Raw genomic sequence first — 16,863 nt, 5'->3', positions numbered from 1 at the left:
AACACTCCCTAAATTTTTTGGATGCGTAACGCGTAATAGAGTTTTCCTGGCAAATCTATTCGAAAACGCCCTTCATGTTTGCCCTCTATCGGGGTAATATCCATATGCCATGTATCAATTAAATCGACTTGGTAAGTGCCTTCTGGTAATGAAAACTCGCGATACGCAAAGCGATGGGGGCCAAAATATTGCAAGTAATATTCACCCCGAACGGATAATGTCGCTGCATCATAGCTATCGCTCGTATAGGCCAATTGAGCAGGAGCTTCTTCAAGTATGCCTTTTAAAAATTCGATTCTCCGCATGCTTTTTCCTTGCAGTTCTCCACCATGCGACCACCATAAAATTTTCTCGGCATTCAAGTAACTTTCCCCGTGCGTCACATACCCGCCTCGGCACGTCCCCTCCCAGATCCCGCAAAGCAATTCTTCGGGCGTTAAGCTGCCCCATCTGGTATCCAAGTTGCCTTCATAGCCGCATTCGTCAATGATGACCGGCTTGCCGTATTGTTTGGTACATTCCGAAATCACTTTCACATCGGCATGCTGGATGCTGGCATGTGTTGTCCATGGTGTGCCAAAATCATACCATGTTTTGCAATTATGAATAGACCTTAAATGGCTTCCATAATCACATTCCTGAATAATCCGAAATAATCGGCTCCAGTCATCCCATTTCTTATGAGTCATTACATCGTATTCGTTCGCTAATGACCACCAAACATGGCTATAAGCGGCGAATCGAGCGACGACATAACGCACATAACGGTCATCCGCTTCTTGCGGCATCCGGTCAAATCCCCAGCGTCCTTCATCATAGGGATGAAACAATACGAGCTCCGCCTGAATGCCCAATTCGGCCAAATCCTTGACCCGCTTCTCCAAATGCGCGAAATAACCTGGAACAATCCGTGTATAATCAAAACCGGATTCGAGCGAACCTTCGAACGGATAACCGTCAGGTTCCCGATCATTCAGCATGTACGACTTCGGGAAAACCAACATTCTAATTTTATTAAAAGGGGCCTCGCTTAACGTCCGCAAAGTTTGCTCCTGAAGGTCGCTGTTTTGGTGATGCCACACATAACTCGTCGTCCCGACTGGCGTATACCGCGTTCCATCTGCATACCCGAAATAGACAGAGTCCTTAATTCTCACTGGGCCGTGGTTGTTCGTATGCGTTGCCGTCAGGCAGCTAAACTCCCCCTTCAGTTGGTCCATTTCCGTGGACGAACTTGAAGTCTCGAAGCACCATGAGCCTTCTTCCTCTGGCATGAATCGGATACGGTACTTGCCGTTACCGTCATAGAAGCCTTCAGCATAAGCCTCATTCCGTCCCTTCGTAAACCGGGCGCTAAGCTGAATGTCCGTAAACGGATTCCCCTGTGAGGGACCGTCCAGCGTAAGCTCGAACATGCCCCAGCGCTCTACATCCCTTGTATAGATCAGCTTCATCTCCTCCTTCCACATAGGCTGCTTATCCAATCTTTTGAATACGAAGCGCCATAAAAGGTTTTCCTGGCAAGTCTACCCTGCAGCTCCCACTGAACGTACCTGGCAAGGGTGTAATCGTCATCTGCCAAGTATCGATAAGTTCAATTCGGTAGGAGCTATCCTGTCTAAGTTCTAAGTTTAGGAACGCATGCTGATGACGCCCGAAGTATAGCAGCTTGTACGTGCCTTCTTCCGCTGTTTTCATCCAGTCCGCAGGACCTTCTTCCATCACTTTTCGCAAAAAAGCAATTCGTTCTGTACTCTCGCCATACAGCTTGCCTCCAGAGGAAATCCAGGCTCTGGTTTCTCGGTTGATGAAAGACTCCCCATGCCCGACAAATCCGCCCCTCGATAACCCCTCCCAGAAACGATGAGTCAATTCCTCGCCTGATATATTGCCCCATCGTCTAGAGCTGTTGCCTTCATAGGATATCTCGTCGATGACAATTGGTTTGGCAACAGCTTCCCGCCAAGACGTCGTTAGCTCCGCCTCCCAATGCTGAATGCTTTGATGCGTAATCCATGGCTTGCTAAAATCATATAAGCTTGAAGATTTGTACATCTTCGTGCCGTTATGAATGGACCGCAAATGCTGGTACGGATCGTATCGCTGGGTTAATTGAAGCAGTCGATCCCAGTCCGGGATTGATTTATATTTATTGAAATCATATTCGTTGCATAGCGACCACCATACATTGCGAAACGAGGCTAGGCGGGCGATCACATACCGTAGATAAAAGGCATCTGTATCCGCGTCCATATTGTCGACGCCCCAATACCCTTTGTCATAGGGATGAAATAAGACGAGATCAGCTTCTATGCCAAGCTGCATGAGATCATGGATACGCTGTTCCAAATGGGCGAAAAATGCCGGATTAAATTGTTGTTTGTCCAAATCCTCAGGGCAAGTGCCGGCAAAGGCTACCTGTAGCGGCGGCTGCATATCCCGTGTTGGCAACAGACACATCCTCACTTTATTAAAAGGTGAGTTCTTCAGTGTCTGCAGCGTAAGCTCTTCCAACTCCTTACTGCCATGGTGTGTCCAGTGGTAGCAGGTTGTTCCGAATGGCATATACGGAGTTCCATCTTCGTAGGCGAATAAGTACTCGTCTTTGACCCGCACAGTGCCATGGTTCCCGGCTGATGGCGGTGTACAAAGGAACTCACCGCTTAGTCCATCAAGCACTTCATGACTACTTAGCGTCACATACCGCCAAATGCCAGGTCGATCGGGCATGAAACGAACCCGATACGTGCCGTCACCGTCATAGAAGCCTTCTGGTTCGCAAGTATAGTTTTTATATTGAAATCGTGCGGAGAGTGTAACGTCCAGATAAGGATTTCCCTCAATTGGACCTTTCAATGTCAGCTCAAATTGTGCCCACTGCTCCACTTCCCGCCTGCTCTGCTCAATTGCCATAAGTTCGCAATCCCCTCCTTATCGCCATAACGACTCCTATTACTTAATCCCGGAATGAGCCATTGTGGCAATGACCTTGCTTTGAAAAACAAGAAACATGATCAGGTTCGGCAAAAATAAGAGGAGCGCAGCCGCAGCCGCAGCACCTTGCCTAGCCACACTGTTCGCCATCCCGCTCGTTAATGTTTCCACATAGAAGGGGAACGTCTTCATCGTCTCGTCCTGCATATAGAAGGTCGATGTGCCCGCATCCTTCCAAGCGGAGTCAAAGGCGATAATCGCAATAGTCGCAACTGCGGGCATGAGCATCGGAATTACGATACTGATGAAAAGTCTGAGTTCCTTAGCACCATCTATCCGTGCAGAATCAAGTAGTTCATCCGGCAGTTGATCAATAAACTGCTTCATGAGAAATACGCCAGTGGGCACAGCGACAAGCGGCAAAACGTGCCCCCAGTATGTATCGAAGATATGCAGCTTGCTAATGATCAAATATTTCGGGATTTCAACGGTTTCCGGTACGAATACCAGTGTCAGCAGAATCGTAGCAAACACCATCTTATGCCCCGGAAACTTATGTTTGGAAATCGCGTAAGCACACATTGCGCTTGTCATCGTGATCAAAAATACGGCCATTCCTGTGACGATTACGCTATTAAATAAATAGCGGGAGACGGGAACAGCCGTCCCTTTGGTTGTGGCAAGCAGCTCAGCAAAGTTCTGCAGCGACGGTTCCCTTACAAAGATATTGGGCGGATAGATAAACAGCTCCTGATACGGCTTGAAAGCATGGTTAATGATGTAGACGATCGGCAGCAGCATGAAGATGCTCAGCGCGACAAGCAGCACGGCCGCAAACATCTCGAATGGGCTGAGTCGCCGAATCCCCACCCGCCTGCGCCACGCGTCCAATTGACGCAATGTCCCTGCAATTTTCATTTATTCTTCTCCCTTCGTTCCGAACAGCTTCCAGCTCAGCTTTTGGGCGAAATAAACGATTGTTAGCAAACACACGGTCAAAGCCGTCGCATAGCCGAGTTCAAACCTTTTTAGTCCATAATCATCAATATGTGTTGTAATCATATGTCCGGCATACTCAGGTGTCGGATTCATACCAGACAATGCCGTTCCGATGGATGACAGCTGGATGGCTCCAACGATGGCCATGACGGCTCCGAACAGCATTTGCGGCTTCGTGGAAGGAATCGTAATGTACCAGACTTCTTCTAGACGGCTGCGAATGCCATCCAATCTGCCTGCCTCATACAATTCGGGATTCACGTTAAGAATACCCGCTAACATGCCGAGGAACCCGATCCCCATACTCTTCCACAGAGAGACAACAACCATAGACGTCATTAGATGCTCTTTACTTGTTACCCATTGAACAGGTTCGCTAATCAAGCTCATTTTTAATAAAAAGCTGTTCAAGTAACCAATTCTGTCGCTGGAGAGCATAGGTGTCCATATGATACTCATCGCAACAAGGCTTGCTAATGACGGGGTATACATGGCCAGTGTGAACCACTTACGGTACACGCCGGGCAGAATCGAGATCAGCCAAGCAAGCATGAAGGCGCACACATAGCCGCCCGAACCAACAATTAGTGCGAATGAAAGCGTATTGGGAAGCGCATATTTAATCAGAATGAGATCTTGCGAAAGCATATAACGGAAATTGTCCCAGCCAATAAACCGAGGTGCTTCGATTGCGTTGAAATAAGTAAAGCTAAGCGCTAAGGCGGACAACACCGGCAGCAAAATAAAAATGATGAAACAGATCAGGAATGGGGCGATGAATAAATACGAGACCCGATATTCCCAAAGCGTTTGCAGCCCCGATATCAGCTTATTTTTTCGGATTTTGACCGGTTGAAGCGCTCTTGGAAACACTTGAGTTTGCACTTCACTTTTTAACATACTTATCCACTCCTTCCCATGGCTTGGTAATCACGGGTAAATTCAATGATCGTACTAATTGTCCATTGGCATCAACGAAATGAAACTCCTGCATCTTCCTCTGGATTTCCCTGTCTACTTCTTTAATTGCCGTTTCGAGCGAAGTCCGATAATTTTCCCCGCCGATGACGGTTCGCGTCCAAGCGTTCGTAAGCTCACGCTCCATATAATAGCTGCCTGGTACTTTCCCAACTTCACGGAACCATCTCCACTGCTCCAAAATCGCTTGAAGATCTTCTTCCTTCCAAGGAAGTTTAACGAACGAATCTACGTTGGATGTGTACCAGCGGAATGTAACCCCATTGAGTGTTTCCAAGTCGAGACCGTATTTCTCCTGCACCTCTTCCGACATCCACCATTTCAGGAACTCCCAGCTCTCTTGCGGTTTCTTCGTGTGTTTGAAGATGGAGGATGCGAATTGATCGCCGCCGTTGCCACCTGTCCACCTAGCAACACTGCCATCCGCTTGCTTGACGCCAGGAATCGGTGCCACGCCCCATACGCCATTGAGTTCAGGCGCAGCAACAGTCAATTGGAGATAACCATTTAAGTCAGCAATCCCAATCGGATAGGATCCATCACGGAAATGCTGTACGAAATTATCGCTTCGTTGATCGATTCCATATTTGTTTTGCAGATCCGTCCACTCTTTGAAGGCTTCGAACCCTTTATCCGTATTGAGACCTGTTCGTGAACCATCCTGCTTGATGTATTCCAGACCATGCATTTGCATGAAGATGCTGTGTTCAACCGGCGTGAAATTCATGCCATTCTGTTGAAGCACTGGCAGCATTCGGTACATGTCTTCCCATGTGTCCGGCACACTAAGCCCTAGATTTTGCAGAATATCTTTCCGGTAAAACATCACGGAGAACGTTTGCGTTTCCGGAACGCCATAATAGCCTCCATCATAGAAATACGGCATCCACGCGCCCGGAGCGAACTGCTTATACACTTCATCGAAATCAGGGAATTGTTTTAAATCATAAACCCCATTCCGAATGGCATAATCGAACGGCGTATCATGCGGCAAACCGATACCGACGTCTGGCGCCATCCCTGCCGCATTCATTAATAAGAGCAGCTTATCATCCTTCAGCAGGTTAATTTTCACTTTAATGCCCGTTTGCGGTGTAAACGATTCATTCGCCATGCTTTGCAGCAAATTGACGTAATCCCGTCCACGGTTCATCCACACATTCAGCACTTGATCATCGGTTTTTTCAGAAACCTCTTTGCTCCTGAACGAATTGAAGAAATTGATAATCGAACCCTCGATTTTCTCGGTAAACGTCGATTCCATTTTCGGAAATGAGCTTTGAACCGGCACGATAAAAATTCGATCAATCTGCAGCGGCTGGGAGCTAAGCTGTTTGACCAAGTCAGCGAGCTTGCCTTGCATTTTATTCATCCTGCCTGCATCATAAGGAATTTCATCCGGATACTTTAACAGGGTTTCAATATCTTTGCTTACCGTTACTAACCCTTGGGACAAAGCATCAGAGCGGCCATTAATTGTGATTAACTGTTCCCTCGTTGTCGCAAGATTATCATTAAGTTCCTGTAACTGTTCCACGAATCCGGGTAAATCCTTTTTGAGATCCCATGTTCGGTTTTTGTCATCTACCCCGCCAGTCAGGGTGCGCAAATCCGTGGACAGCTTAGTCAATGTGGCAATGGCTTTATCCATTTCTGCAGCAGCCGAAATAACGGGAGCTTGCGTGACACGCATCGAGATGGTATTGCTTCCTTTTTCCAAATAAAACTGGTACGCATCGCCTTTCTCATTTGCTAACTCCCTCCCTTTCCATCCTGTTGCATAAGGGAATCGATAGGCTTTTAGCTCGGAAAATGGTACTTTCCCATTGATCATAATCGTCCTGAACGATGAGCGATTGGAAACTAACGATTGCTGCTGGCGCAGCGCTATTTTGTAGAAACCGGCTGCAGGAACATCAAAGCTCCAGCTGATTTCTTGATTTTTCGACGACCAGTGACTTCCATCCAGCGTATTGTAGCTAATTTTCCCCCGCACATAGGGACTATTGGCAATATCATTATCAAAAGCGAGCGTTATTGAGGAATCATTCTTCCAACCAACCTGCTCCGCTTCGATGACAATGGGATCGGCCACTACGGGAGCGATATTCTTAGGCTGCTCTTTTTTTACAGCTTCATAATCCGCAACAGGTACAGGCGCTTTGAAAGAAAGAGACTCTAAGGCCATTGGATCACTACCCGCCAAACGGATCTTATGCTTGCCAGGTGTCAAATTCCAAAGGAGAGGATCTAAATAAGCACCGGACATATCACGTAATTCCCAGGTCTGCCAACTTGAGATATCGTTAGCTGCTGGCCGAATTTCATCCCCATTGTCATCTTTGACAATCGGCATTTTATCTTTCCAGTGGCGATATAACTCAAGCGACTTGGCTTCGAGGTAAGGAGAAACCCCGTCAACACTAAGGCTGAGCGCAATCGGTTTGCGATCTCTCGAATCTACAAATGGATGATAAGACATCTCCACCGTATAAAGTCCGCCTTGTGCGACGTCCAAATCATATTCGATCCATTCGTCCCCTTTGGCCCTCCAGACCAGTACGTTATTCTTGCCATCATACGACTCTACCGTAACATTCGCATTAGCCGACTTTCCTGTCACACTCGCAGCCGATAACGTCATGCTGCCGGTATGATTGTCTTTCGCGCCATTCTTTTTCCAACCGTCAAGTACTTCTGCATAGGTAGGTATCAAATTTTTCGGTGAATTCGATGCAGCCTCCGCGCCTCCAGACGTGGAACTTGCTTTAGGCAATGTGCCGCTGGTGTCAGCCAGTGCCGACAATGTAGGACCCAGCACGCATACGACGGCTAACACGAAGGACATCACTGTCCGTGTTCTTAGTAACGCTTTCAACTCCATCCCTCCCGCTGCACCGCTCTAGTACCACAAATTCTCAGTGGTTTCTTTATCAAAAAACAGGGCTTTCTGCATATCTATGGTTAAAATCAGCTTCTCATTGTCTTCAAAGTCATGATCTGCCTGTGCTCTAGCAATGAGCAGTTTCGGCATTCCAATGTCCAAATACAAATACATGTCTGCGCCCATTAATTCATTCAATTTCTGAATGCCGGTAATTTGCGCATGGGGATTCGCCTCCCGAATGGCTGCATCCAAATGGATATTCTCGCAGCGTATACCCATGATGACATTGCGATCGACCTTCTTGTGCTTCCTCAGCATATCGGCATGAACCTTTGGAATTCTGAGATAATAGCGGTTGGTATGGAACTCAAGTGAACCTTCGCTGCCTTCTTGCACTTTACCTTCGATGAAGTTGATTGGAGGTGTACCAATGAACCCGGCAACAAACATATTGCGCGGATTGTTATAGATCAGCTTAGGGCTATCCACTTGCTGGATCACGCCGTCTTTCATGACCACGATGCGATGCCCCATTGTCATGGCTTCCACCTGGTCATGTGTGACATATACCATGGTTACGCCAAGCTGCTTCTGAAGCGCGATAATCTCTGTACGCATCTGAACTCTTAACTTCGCATCCAAATTCGATAGCGGCTCATCCATCAAGAAGACTTGCGGATTGCGGACAATGGCCCTTCCAAGGGCTACCCGCTGACGCTGACCGCCTGAGAGCTGTCTTGGCTTCCGATCCAGGAATGGTTCGATCTCCAGTACTCTAGACGTACTTTTGACGGATTGATCAATCTCGTTTTTGGCCATTTTCCGCAGCCGTAATCCGAACGCAATGTTTTCATATACACTCATGTTCGGATACAACGCATAGTTTTGGAAAACCATCGCGATATCCCTGTCTTTTGGCGGCAAATGATTGACTAGTTTATCTCCAATGTAGAGCTCGCCTGAAGTAATGTCCTCTAGGCCTGCGATCATCCTGAGTGTTGTTGATTTCCCACAGCCGGAAGGCCCGACCATGACAATAAATTCGCCATCTTGTATTTCCAAATTAAAATCTCTGACCGCATAAGCTCTCTCTTTACCAAAACGTTTTTCCACGTGATTTAATAGAATTCGCCCCATTACTGTACCTCCTATAGGTCATATCAACAGTTTGTTGATAACGGTTTCAATACGCTTGTTTTTTATTATACACCCCGCTTTTGAACGCATTATAGGTGATGATTACTTAGTTATAGGGGGAATCCTGCTTTCAGTTCTTTTCTTTTGTGTAAAATAAAACAAAAAAAGCTGCTCCATATCAATGGCCAGCTCCATAAATTAACAAGAAATATCGGATTCGTCGAGTTCTTGAAAGTTTTGACGATATTGTCTTGGTGTTACCCCTGTTTTTTTACGGAAAAGCGCATGGAAAAACTTCATATCCTGATAGCCAACTTGATTAGCAATCTGATAGATCGGGATATCGGTCGATTTCAGCAGTTCACAACATTTTTGAATACGTACATTTTGCAAATACTGGGTAAAGGATAGGCCTGTCGATTTTTTAAATAAACGTTGAAAATGGCTTGCGCTTAGGAAGAAATAATCCGCCACATCCTGAACCGTAAGGTTATGCGTATAGCGGGATTTGATGAAATGCACGACTTCATCGAACATCCGGAAGGAAGCGGTTTCCGTTTCGTTGACCATCTCGAAGCGCTGAAGCAATACCAGCATTTGGATTAAAAGCGCTATCAAAACCGTTTCGAAGCCAGCGCTCTTTTTCAAATATTCTCTATACATGTTTTGTACGATCAAAGAGAAGGTGTCGTGTTTATCCTGGAAATGCAACCAACGCGCCGAACATTGACTTGGGTTATTAATGGCATCGAACGTTACGGAATCTTGCTGCAGCAGATGTTTCCATTTGTCGAGCAGTTCAACACGGAAAATACAATTGTAGATGACCAGCATTTTGTCCTGTTTGGGAGAGGAAGGCCGGAATACATGGGACGTGCCAATCGGGATGACAAACAAATCCCCTTGCTTCACATAGATAACCTCTTCGTCAATGTAGTGGTAGCCGCAACCTTCGCCAACGAAGCTTATTTCTACGAAATCATGCGTATGCTGCAGTGTTGTAAACGATTCCAATTCGCGATTTAGAAAAATATCCATCTCATTTTCAAAAAATAAATCCCCGCTTAAATGATCGATTCTTCCATTCATAGTTGTCACCTTCTCTTACAAGTATTTGTGATCTATGTATTCATGTATGTGAATCTGCAGCAGGTCGAGGAAAGCGGGAGCACATGATAGGTGCTCCCTGCTCCGTCTTGACAACATGGTTATTGTCCCTCTTTGACCCAATCTAACGGCATGCGGATGTGTTTAATTCCTTTGCGCAAATAAGAGAAAGCAAGATGAATGTGATGGTCGCGTGTCGCGATAATTGATGGGTAGGAATACCCGACTTCCGATTCCTTGTACTCCAGATCAGCCATTTGCACGTTTCTGACATACGGCCAAGTGTTTCCTTCGTCTTCCGATACAGCAAGCGTAAGCGGTGTGCGAAGTGGTTTTTTACGAAATTCACCTTTGCGCTGAACCCAACGGAACTGATCTCGCTCCATCGTTGAATTGTTGTAAATTAATGCCAACTGTCCATTATGCAGCTTAACGAGCTGTGTGGAAGAATTATTATTCGGCAGTTCACTTTTCACTGGAACCGACCAGCTTTTCCCATAATCCTGAGAAACACTTGTATAAATTCGGTCTGCTTGACGACTGCGAAACATCGCATACAGCTTGCCTTCATCTAGTTCTACCACATTCATTTGAACACGATGAATACTGCCTGGCACCTCATGCTCTGTCCACGTCGCACCCTCATCCGAACTAATCAGAACAACGCTATAATGACCTTCTAGTCGGCAGTAATAGGCAGGTAACAGCCAATCCCCATTCTTCAGTGCAAGGGGTGGATGCCGCAAGAAAATGCCTAGCCCATCCGAGAGAACCTCTACAGGGCTCCAGGTTTCACCGCGATCCTCCGAGATTCTGTACACGATCCGTGACGTTTTCTGATTGTGAGGTTCATTCGACGTATGAAACAACCAAAGCTTGCCACTTGGCGCTTGAAACAGAACGGGATTCTGCTCGGATCGCTCAAGGTCATCAGAGAGCTTAACGGGATCTGACCAGGTATTGGAACCTGCTGCCAATCTCGACATGACGATATTCGTATCGGGATTCCCTTCCCCGCTGCCTGAAAACCAAACACATAATAAATCTCCATTATCTAGTTCCAGCAAATTAGCCGCATGATTATCATTCGAATGGAAAACTGGCAGGTAAGCCTCTTGTATGGTTGCATCTGTTCCGCCCTCGAGAACAGCACCGTTAAATCTACTCATGATAGGATCGCCCCCTTCATAGTCTCTAATTCCTGCAAGGGAATCTCAGCTCGGCAAAGTGTAGGATGCGAGAAAACAAGCTTGCCATCCACATATAGCCGATAGCCTTCCTCTAGATCAGAAACACTGGCTTGCACGTTCGGTTTCTTATACGTAATCCGATAGTTACTTCCAGCCACTTTCACGCGATCCAGAGAGAAAAAATCTAAATCGATATCGAGTGGATCCATAATGATGCGATCCGCTTCCACCGTGAAACCAGCTACATGCGTAATCATCAGATCAATAAAGAACGAATGGTTATACTCCTGTTCATCACTTAGCGGTTCGCCAGTCGCGCTGTTGTAATGCTCAACTAGACCGGGTTGATTGAGATCTCTTTTCATAAAATGTAGAAATGCGTACTCTCGCAGCGATTGAGCGAAAAATGCATCGTACTGATAACCGCTGCGCTTGCTCTCTTTCGCTAGCGCGTCTAGGGCGATTGAGTTCGTATACGGCCAGGTAGGACCATCCCATACACAACCGTTCCGCCCTTTCACAAAATGGCCCATCCAGCCCCCATCTTTGGAGTACGCCGGACAATCCATGGAAACCGAAGGAAACGGGCACTTCGAATTAAATTCGCGTTCGTTCAGTAAATGCCCGATCATCCCCTTGTAGGAATCATCAATGATTTGCGCCCAAGCCGGATAGAAGCCGACAATATTTTTCACGAACGCTTTCTGGTCAGTTTGATAATGGAGATCGTAGAAAAACTCCGTCTCTTCATCCCACATCTTTTCAAGAATATCTTGCTTGATGCCATCTGCCAGCTGGTGGTAGCGTTCCGCTTCAGAATCGCCTGCGATTTCGCACATATGGGCTACTGCAAGCGTGTTCAAATAATGATAGACAGTTCGATCCACTCTTTTTAGGTGCGTATATGTTTCTTTATCCTTCGGGTTCTTAGGGAAATTATGAAAATACCAGTAACTCGGCTGATATTCTTTCCCAGTTCGCGTATGCTTGTATTCAATCATTAACTGATCTTGATCGGTCCCGTGAATACGAATGGCTTCTGCGATTTGGTTTTTAAAAGCAGGAAGCATCTCGACGATCATATCCCGATTGCGCTGCACCAGATAGAGCTGGTAAGCTGCCCAGCAAGTAAAGTTAGCGAATGCATGCATAACTGTGTCGACGGTAAGGCAGCTGAATTGCCCGCCTTCCCCTGGGGATTCCGCCATATTGCGCAAGGGGCCTTCACTATATCGCCCATCATGGTGCCATCTGGCATCCATCAAGTGAAGCGGTACCGACAAGTTAATGAGTTTACTGAATTCCCAGCCGCCTTTGCTAAAAGGCTCTTTGCTTTTTTTATGAGATCTTCCTTCATAAAACAAGGGATGAGTCAAATTGCCGTATTGCGGATCTGATAAATTATGGCGGAGCAGAAACCAGCGATAGATCCACGTTTTGTTAAGCAGCGCATCATTGCTTGTGAACACCGGTGTGTGTTCAAACCACTCCTGATATTCCTCGCACTGTTTTTCAATAATTTGATCCGCTGTCCATCCGCCATCCGCATAAGCTGCGGCCCTGGCTTGCAGCAAGCTGGTGGCATCTTGCCCTGATATACCGAAGGAAGCCGCAATGATGTAAGTACCTGACTGTCCAGGCTGTAAACGCACTTCTTCATACAACGCAGGATCGCTTACAGCAATCGCACCAGCGACATCGAAACTATAATGCGGAATCTGAAACTCGCCTTGCAAATGATTGCCACTGCGCATCTGAAAGGCATCGCCGTACGTCGTCAATCGCAGCACGAGCTCTTCGCTGCTGTGGTTCGTCCAGGTTTGACAAGACACTGCACAGTCATTCCATGAAATAAACTTTTTCTCCACCAAGGAAAGGCGATAATCTGTATATGTCATAAGCAAGTAGCTGGGATACCACTCGGTATGACATGGCTCAAAACTCTTAATCAAACTATTTTCTACCCGATAGAGCATGGGAATGTTAACTTTGTGAATAAAATCGAATCTTCCGGTAAAGCCGGGCACTGGATCCAAATAATCCGCCCACAGCCTTGCTCCTGTCGAACCCAGCAGATGAGCACCGGGATGCGTGCGAAGCGTTTTCCTACCTGCATGCAGTTGCTCGTTCAATTGATAAGCAGTCAGAATAAATCCTCCCCTATCAAGGTTAAAGTTTTGCCAATTTTAACCTTTTTAAATATATAACAAACTCATAGTAGAATAGTAGTGTAATTATTCCCAGAATATAGGTCATTCCTGCTCATATCCAAAGAAATTTTTTGGAAGGCTATCCGTTCCCTTTTCCACGTGTATGTGATAAGTAACTCTAGGCCATTCGCAATGATGGCTGGATATGAATATTGTTTATCTCCTTCATCCAGCAATCGTTCATGATCCCATGTAAGACCGTTATCCTTGGAAAAGCTTAGAACCAGTGGTGTTCGAGGTCCCTTGATCTTCCCAGGTTCCGGACGAGTCGGATTATAAACAAGAGCGAGCATGCCATTTTCCAACTTGACCAAATCAATTCCGCTATTATTATTCGGAAGCTCCGTTGCATAAGCTTGGCACCACGTTCTTCCTCCATCTGCCGAGTCACTGCGATAAATAGCCCCTTCCGTACTGCGCGTAAGCATATGCACGATGCCTGGTTCAGACTCCCATAAAGTAGGCTGAATGATCCCTTTGCCCTGTAAACCGACGCGGTCCAACGGTACCGTTTCGCTGCGAGTCCATGTCTCGCCGCCGTCAAAGGATAGATCAACGAACGCATCCCAGGCGGGTTCGATCGAAGCAGGTGCGACCAATGTTCCGTCTTGCAGCACAATTGGCTTATTCTTTACTGGGCCACGGCCTCCTTGGTCACCTTCAACCAAAGGCACAGGAGCTGACCAAGTGAAGCCATCATCTGCTGAGCGAATGACCATCGTTACCCACTCTGCAATCGAGGTGCCAATTTTGTAATACAGGAACAGAACGCCATCTGCTCTGCGAAACAAGACGGGATTCCAATGCGGAACGTCCACCTCATCAGCTGCTTTGACTGGCGGTGTCCAGTGGCCGTCCACTCGGCGTGACGTCCAGATCGCAACGTCGCCGGCTTTCTCTTTCGTGCCGCCAAACCACGCTGCCAGGATGTCCCCACTGGGCAACAGCTCAAGCGTAGATGCGTGACAGCTTAGGAAAGGTCTGTCATCTTCAAATATAAACTCTTTCACTTGATGGATATCGCTCATCTCCTATCACTCCTTGGGACAATTTCGTAGCTCTGTCCCTTTTTGGTTCCAAACACGATGACATTCGGTTCAATGTCTTCGATTCGGATTTCATACCCGTTTTGCAGGACGCATACCGGCTCTGCCGTACGCAGCAGGAAAGCTTTACCGGCTGTTGAGAGGATCAATGCTCGCAGCAGCTTGCCATTCTCCCAGGCGATATCGACTTCAAACCCTCCGCGTGCCCGTAATCCTTTCACACAACCTTTCATCCATTTCTGTGGCAGAGAAGGTAGAAATTGGACGTTGTTGCCGTGGCTTTGCAGCAGCATTTCGGCAATGCCCGAAACACCTCCTAGATTTCCATCAATTTGGAAAATATCTTGTTTGACCTTTGGATGCCGATGCGCATTCATCATGTTCGGATGCAAACCGGCTAGCAATTCATTCACAAAGCGCTGCGCATGCTCCGACTCTCCAAGCCGTGCCCATAGATTAATCATCCATGCGCAGCTCCACCCCGTATGGGCTCCGCCATGCTTCAATCGTCGTTCAAGTGTGACTTTGCAAGCCGCCGCAAGCTCAGGTTCCTGATGTAAAGTAATCTGGTCCAAAGGATGCAGAGAGACCAGATGTGCGACATGACGATGTCCTGGCTCAAACTCTTCAAAATCCTCGCTCCACTCTTGGAGCTGGCCATATTTGCCTATACGGTACGGAGGCAGCCGCAATAACGCATGCTCCAATCGGCCTATAAACGATTGATCGGTATCCGCTATAATGCCACTTGCTTCCAAACAATGGTCAAATAAATTACGGAGGAGCGCTACATCCATCGTTACGCCTTGCGTTACACTGCTTTTCTGCCCATCGGGCGCGATAAAGAAGTTTTCCGGAGACGTTGAAGGGCAAGTAACCAGGCTGCCATCCTTGGCCTCAACTAACCAATCCAAGCCAAATAGTGCCGCCTCTTTCATCACAGGATACGCTCGCTTGAGGAACATTTCATCCTGACTGTATGCGTAATGTTCCCAGATATGCTGACATAACCAAGCCCCAGCCATCGGCCAAAAGGCCCAGCTTGGCGATCCCCCCACGGGAGTCGCTGTCCGCCATACATCGATGTTGTGATGGGCAGTCCAGCCCTCGCAGTGATAGTTGACATTAGCTGCTTTACGACCTGTGTGCTGCAGGTCCTCGATCAGGTCGAACAATGGCAAGTGGCATTCCGCAAGATTCCCCACCTCTGCAGGCCAATAGTTCATTTCTACGTTGATGTTGGTCGTCCAACTGCTGCACCATGGCGGGCGAATGCTGTCGTTCCAAATGCCTTGTAAATTAGCCGGTTGTGTACCGACTCTTGAGCTGGACAACAGCAAGTATCGGCCATATTGAAAAAATAAAGCGGCAAGTCCGGGATCTTCTACACCGTTTTTGATGGCTTCAATTCGGACATCCGTTGGCAGATGATTTCTTTCTTCTCCTCCAAGGTCCAGAGAAACCTTGCAAAAGCGTGCGGCATGATCCTGGATATGCCGCTCCTTCAAGAGCTCATAACCGAGTGAGGCCGCTTTGGCCAGTCTTGCTTCTCCTAGCTCCAAGTGCGGTTGATCCGACTTGGCAGGGTCTTTATCGAAGCCTTGGAAGCTGGTTTCAGCTGCCACCAGGAAAGTGACAGTTCCTGTACCGCTGACACGAATCCGCCCACCACTAACCTCGAGCCTGCCTTTATCTGTGAGGACAGTCACTCGAATATGGAAACCGATACCTTTCCCATCCGCATAATGGACAGGGTCTGATGACTTCACCGTATTAGGCAGAATATGAATGGGACTTCGCCCAGTAAGAATTAATTGATTCCATGCTACTTTCTTGACTTCATATTGCAGTGGACTGCTCAGTGCTGCGCTAACCGTGATGTTGCGCTCGCTATGCAAGCGAATGGCCATAACTTGGTCAACCGCAGAGACGAACAGCTCTCTGGTATGGACGGCGTTATTTTGCAAATATCGTACACGGGCAATTCCTTCCGCCAGATCCAATTCTCTGCGGTAACCCGAAATTTCGCCGGCCTCTTCCATAATAAGATCCAAATCACCGAGCGGTACGTACGATTCGATCTCTGGCCCTTGCATGTGCTGTTCGATCATCGCCTCAGCCTCGGCGTACTTGCCTGCGAAGATCATTTCACGCACAATATCCAAATATTCGGCTGCTTCTTTGTTAACTGTCTCTCTGGGTTCCCCGGACCATAACGTATCCTCGTTCATCTGTATGCGTTCCCGGTCCATTCCGCCATACATCATTCCGCCGAAACGGCCGTTCCCTACGGGGAGTGCTTGGAACCAAGATTTCGCTGGCTGCGCGTACCATAATGCCGTACTTTTGTCTGACACTTGATCTCCCCCACCTGT

11 protein-coding genes are annotated in these 16,863 nt (G+C 47.3%); all 11 read right to left on the bottom strand.

What is annotated here, in order from left to right; all coding sequences use genetic code 11:
* Positions 1-8: 8 nt before the first annotated feature.
* Positions 9-1,454, bottom strand: a complete 1,446-nt coding sequence (locus GQF01_RS13510) for a DUF5060 domain-containing protein (protein WP_161407438.1) — start codon at positions 1,452-1,454, stop codon at positions 9-11.
* 22 nt (positions 1,455-1,476) lie between these two features.
* Positions 1,477-2,913, bottom strand: coding sequence for a DUF5605 domain-containing protein (locus GQF01_RS13505; RefSeq protein ID WP_161407288.1), 1,437 nt, complete (start codon positions 2,911-2,913; stop codon positions 1,477-1,479).
* Between the two features lie 39 nt (positions 2,914-2,952).
* Complete coding sequence (locus GQF01_RS13500) at positions 2,953-3,852, bottom strand: carbohydrate ABC transporter permease (protein WP_161407287.1); 900 nt, start codon at positions 3,850-3,852, stop codon at positions 2,953-2,955.
* The gene (locus GQF01_RS13495) at positions 3,853-4,833 is read right to left on the bottom strand and encodes a carbohydrate ABC transporter permease (protein ID WP_161407286.1); all 981 of its coding nucleotides are present in this window, start codon (positions 4,831-4,833) and stop codon (positions 3,853-3,855) included.
* Positions 4,820-7,795 carry an extracellular solute-binding protein gene (locus tag GQF01_RS13490; RefSeq protein ID WP_161407285.1) on the bottom strand — a complete coding sequence of 992 codons (2,976 nt, stop codon included), beginning with the start codon at positions 7,793-7,795 and terminating at the stop codon, positions 4,820-4,822. Before GQF01_RS13490 ends, GQF01_RS13495 begins: the two co-directional genes overlap by 14 nt.
* 18 nt (positions 7,796-7,813) lie before the next feature.
* Positions 7,814-8,935, bottom strand: a complete 1,122-nt coding sequence (locus GQF01_RS13485) for an ABC transporter ATP-binding protein (protein ID WP_161407284.1) — start codon at positions 8,933-8,935, stop codon at positions 7,814-7,816.
* 198 nt (positions 8,936-9,133) lie between these two features.
* Positions 9,134-10,024 (bottom strand): AraC family transcriptional regulator, encoded by an 891-nt coding sequence (locus tag GQF01_RS13480; RefSeq protein WP_161407283.1) that lies wholly within the window; start codon positions 10,022-10,024, stop codon positions 9,134-9,136.
* 119 nt (positions 10,025-10,143) lie between these two features.
* Positions 10,144-11,211, bottom strand: a complete 1,068-nt coding sequence (locus GQF01_RS13475; RefSeq protein ID WP_161407282.1) for a sialidase family protein — start codon at positions 11,209-11,211, stop codon at positions 10,144-10,146.
* On the bottom strand, positions 11,208-13,364 hold the full coding sequence (locus tag GQF01_RS13470) for an MGH1-like glycoside hydrolase domain-containing protein (RefSeq protein WP_161407281.1): 2,157 nt from the start codon (positions 13,362-13,364) through the stop codon (positions 11,208-11,210). The genes GQF01_RS13475 and GQF01_RS13470 overlap by 4 nt, the downstream gene beginning before the upstream one ends.
* An 80-nt stretch (positions 13,365-13,444) precedes the next feature.
* The gene (locus tag GQF01_RS13465; protein ID WP_161407280.1) at positions 13,445-14,470 is read right to left on the bottom strand and encodes a sialidase family protein; all 1,026 of its coding nucleotides are present in this window, start codon (positions 14,468-14,470) and stop codon (positions 13,445-13,447) included.
* On the bottom strand, positions 14,467-16,845 hold the full coding sequence (locus tag GQF01_RS13460) for a glycoside hydrolase family 95 protein (protein ID WP_161407279.1): 2,379 nt from the start codon (positions 16,843-16,845) through the stop codon (positions 14,467-14,469). Before GQF01_RS13460 ends, GQF01_RS13465 begins: the two co-directional genes overlap by 4 nt.
* Positions 16,846-16,863 lie beyond the last annotated feature (18 nt).

The organism is Paenibacillus silvestris, from assembly GCF_009882985.1.
Classification (GTDB): Bacteria; Bacillota; Bacilli; order Paenibacillales; family NBRC-103111; genus Paenibacillus_E; species Paenibacillus_E silvestris.
The sequence above is the reverse complement of the archived record's forward strand: the minus strand, read 5'-3'. Positions and strand labels throughout refer to the sequence as shown.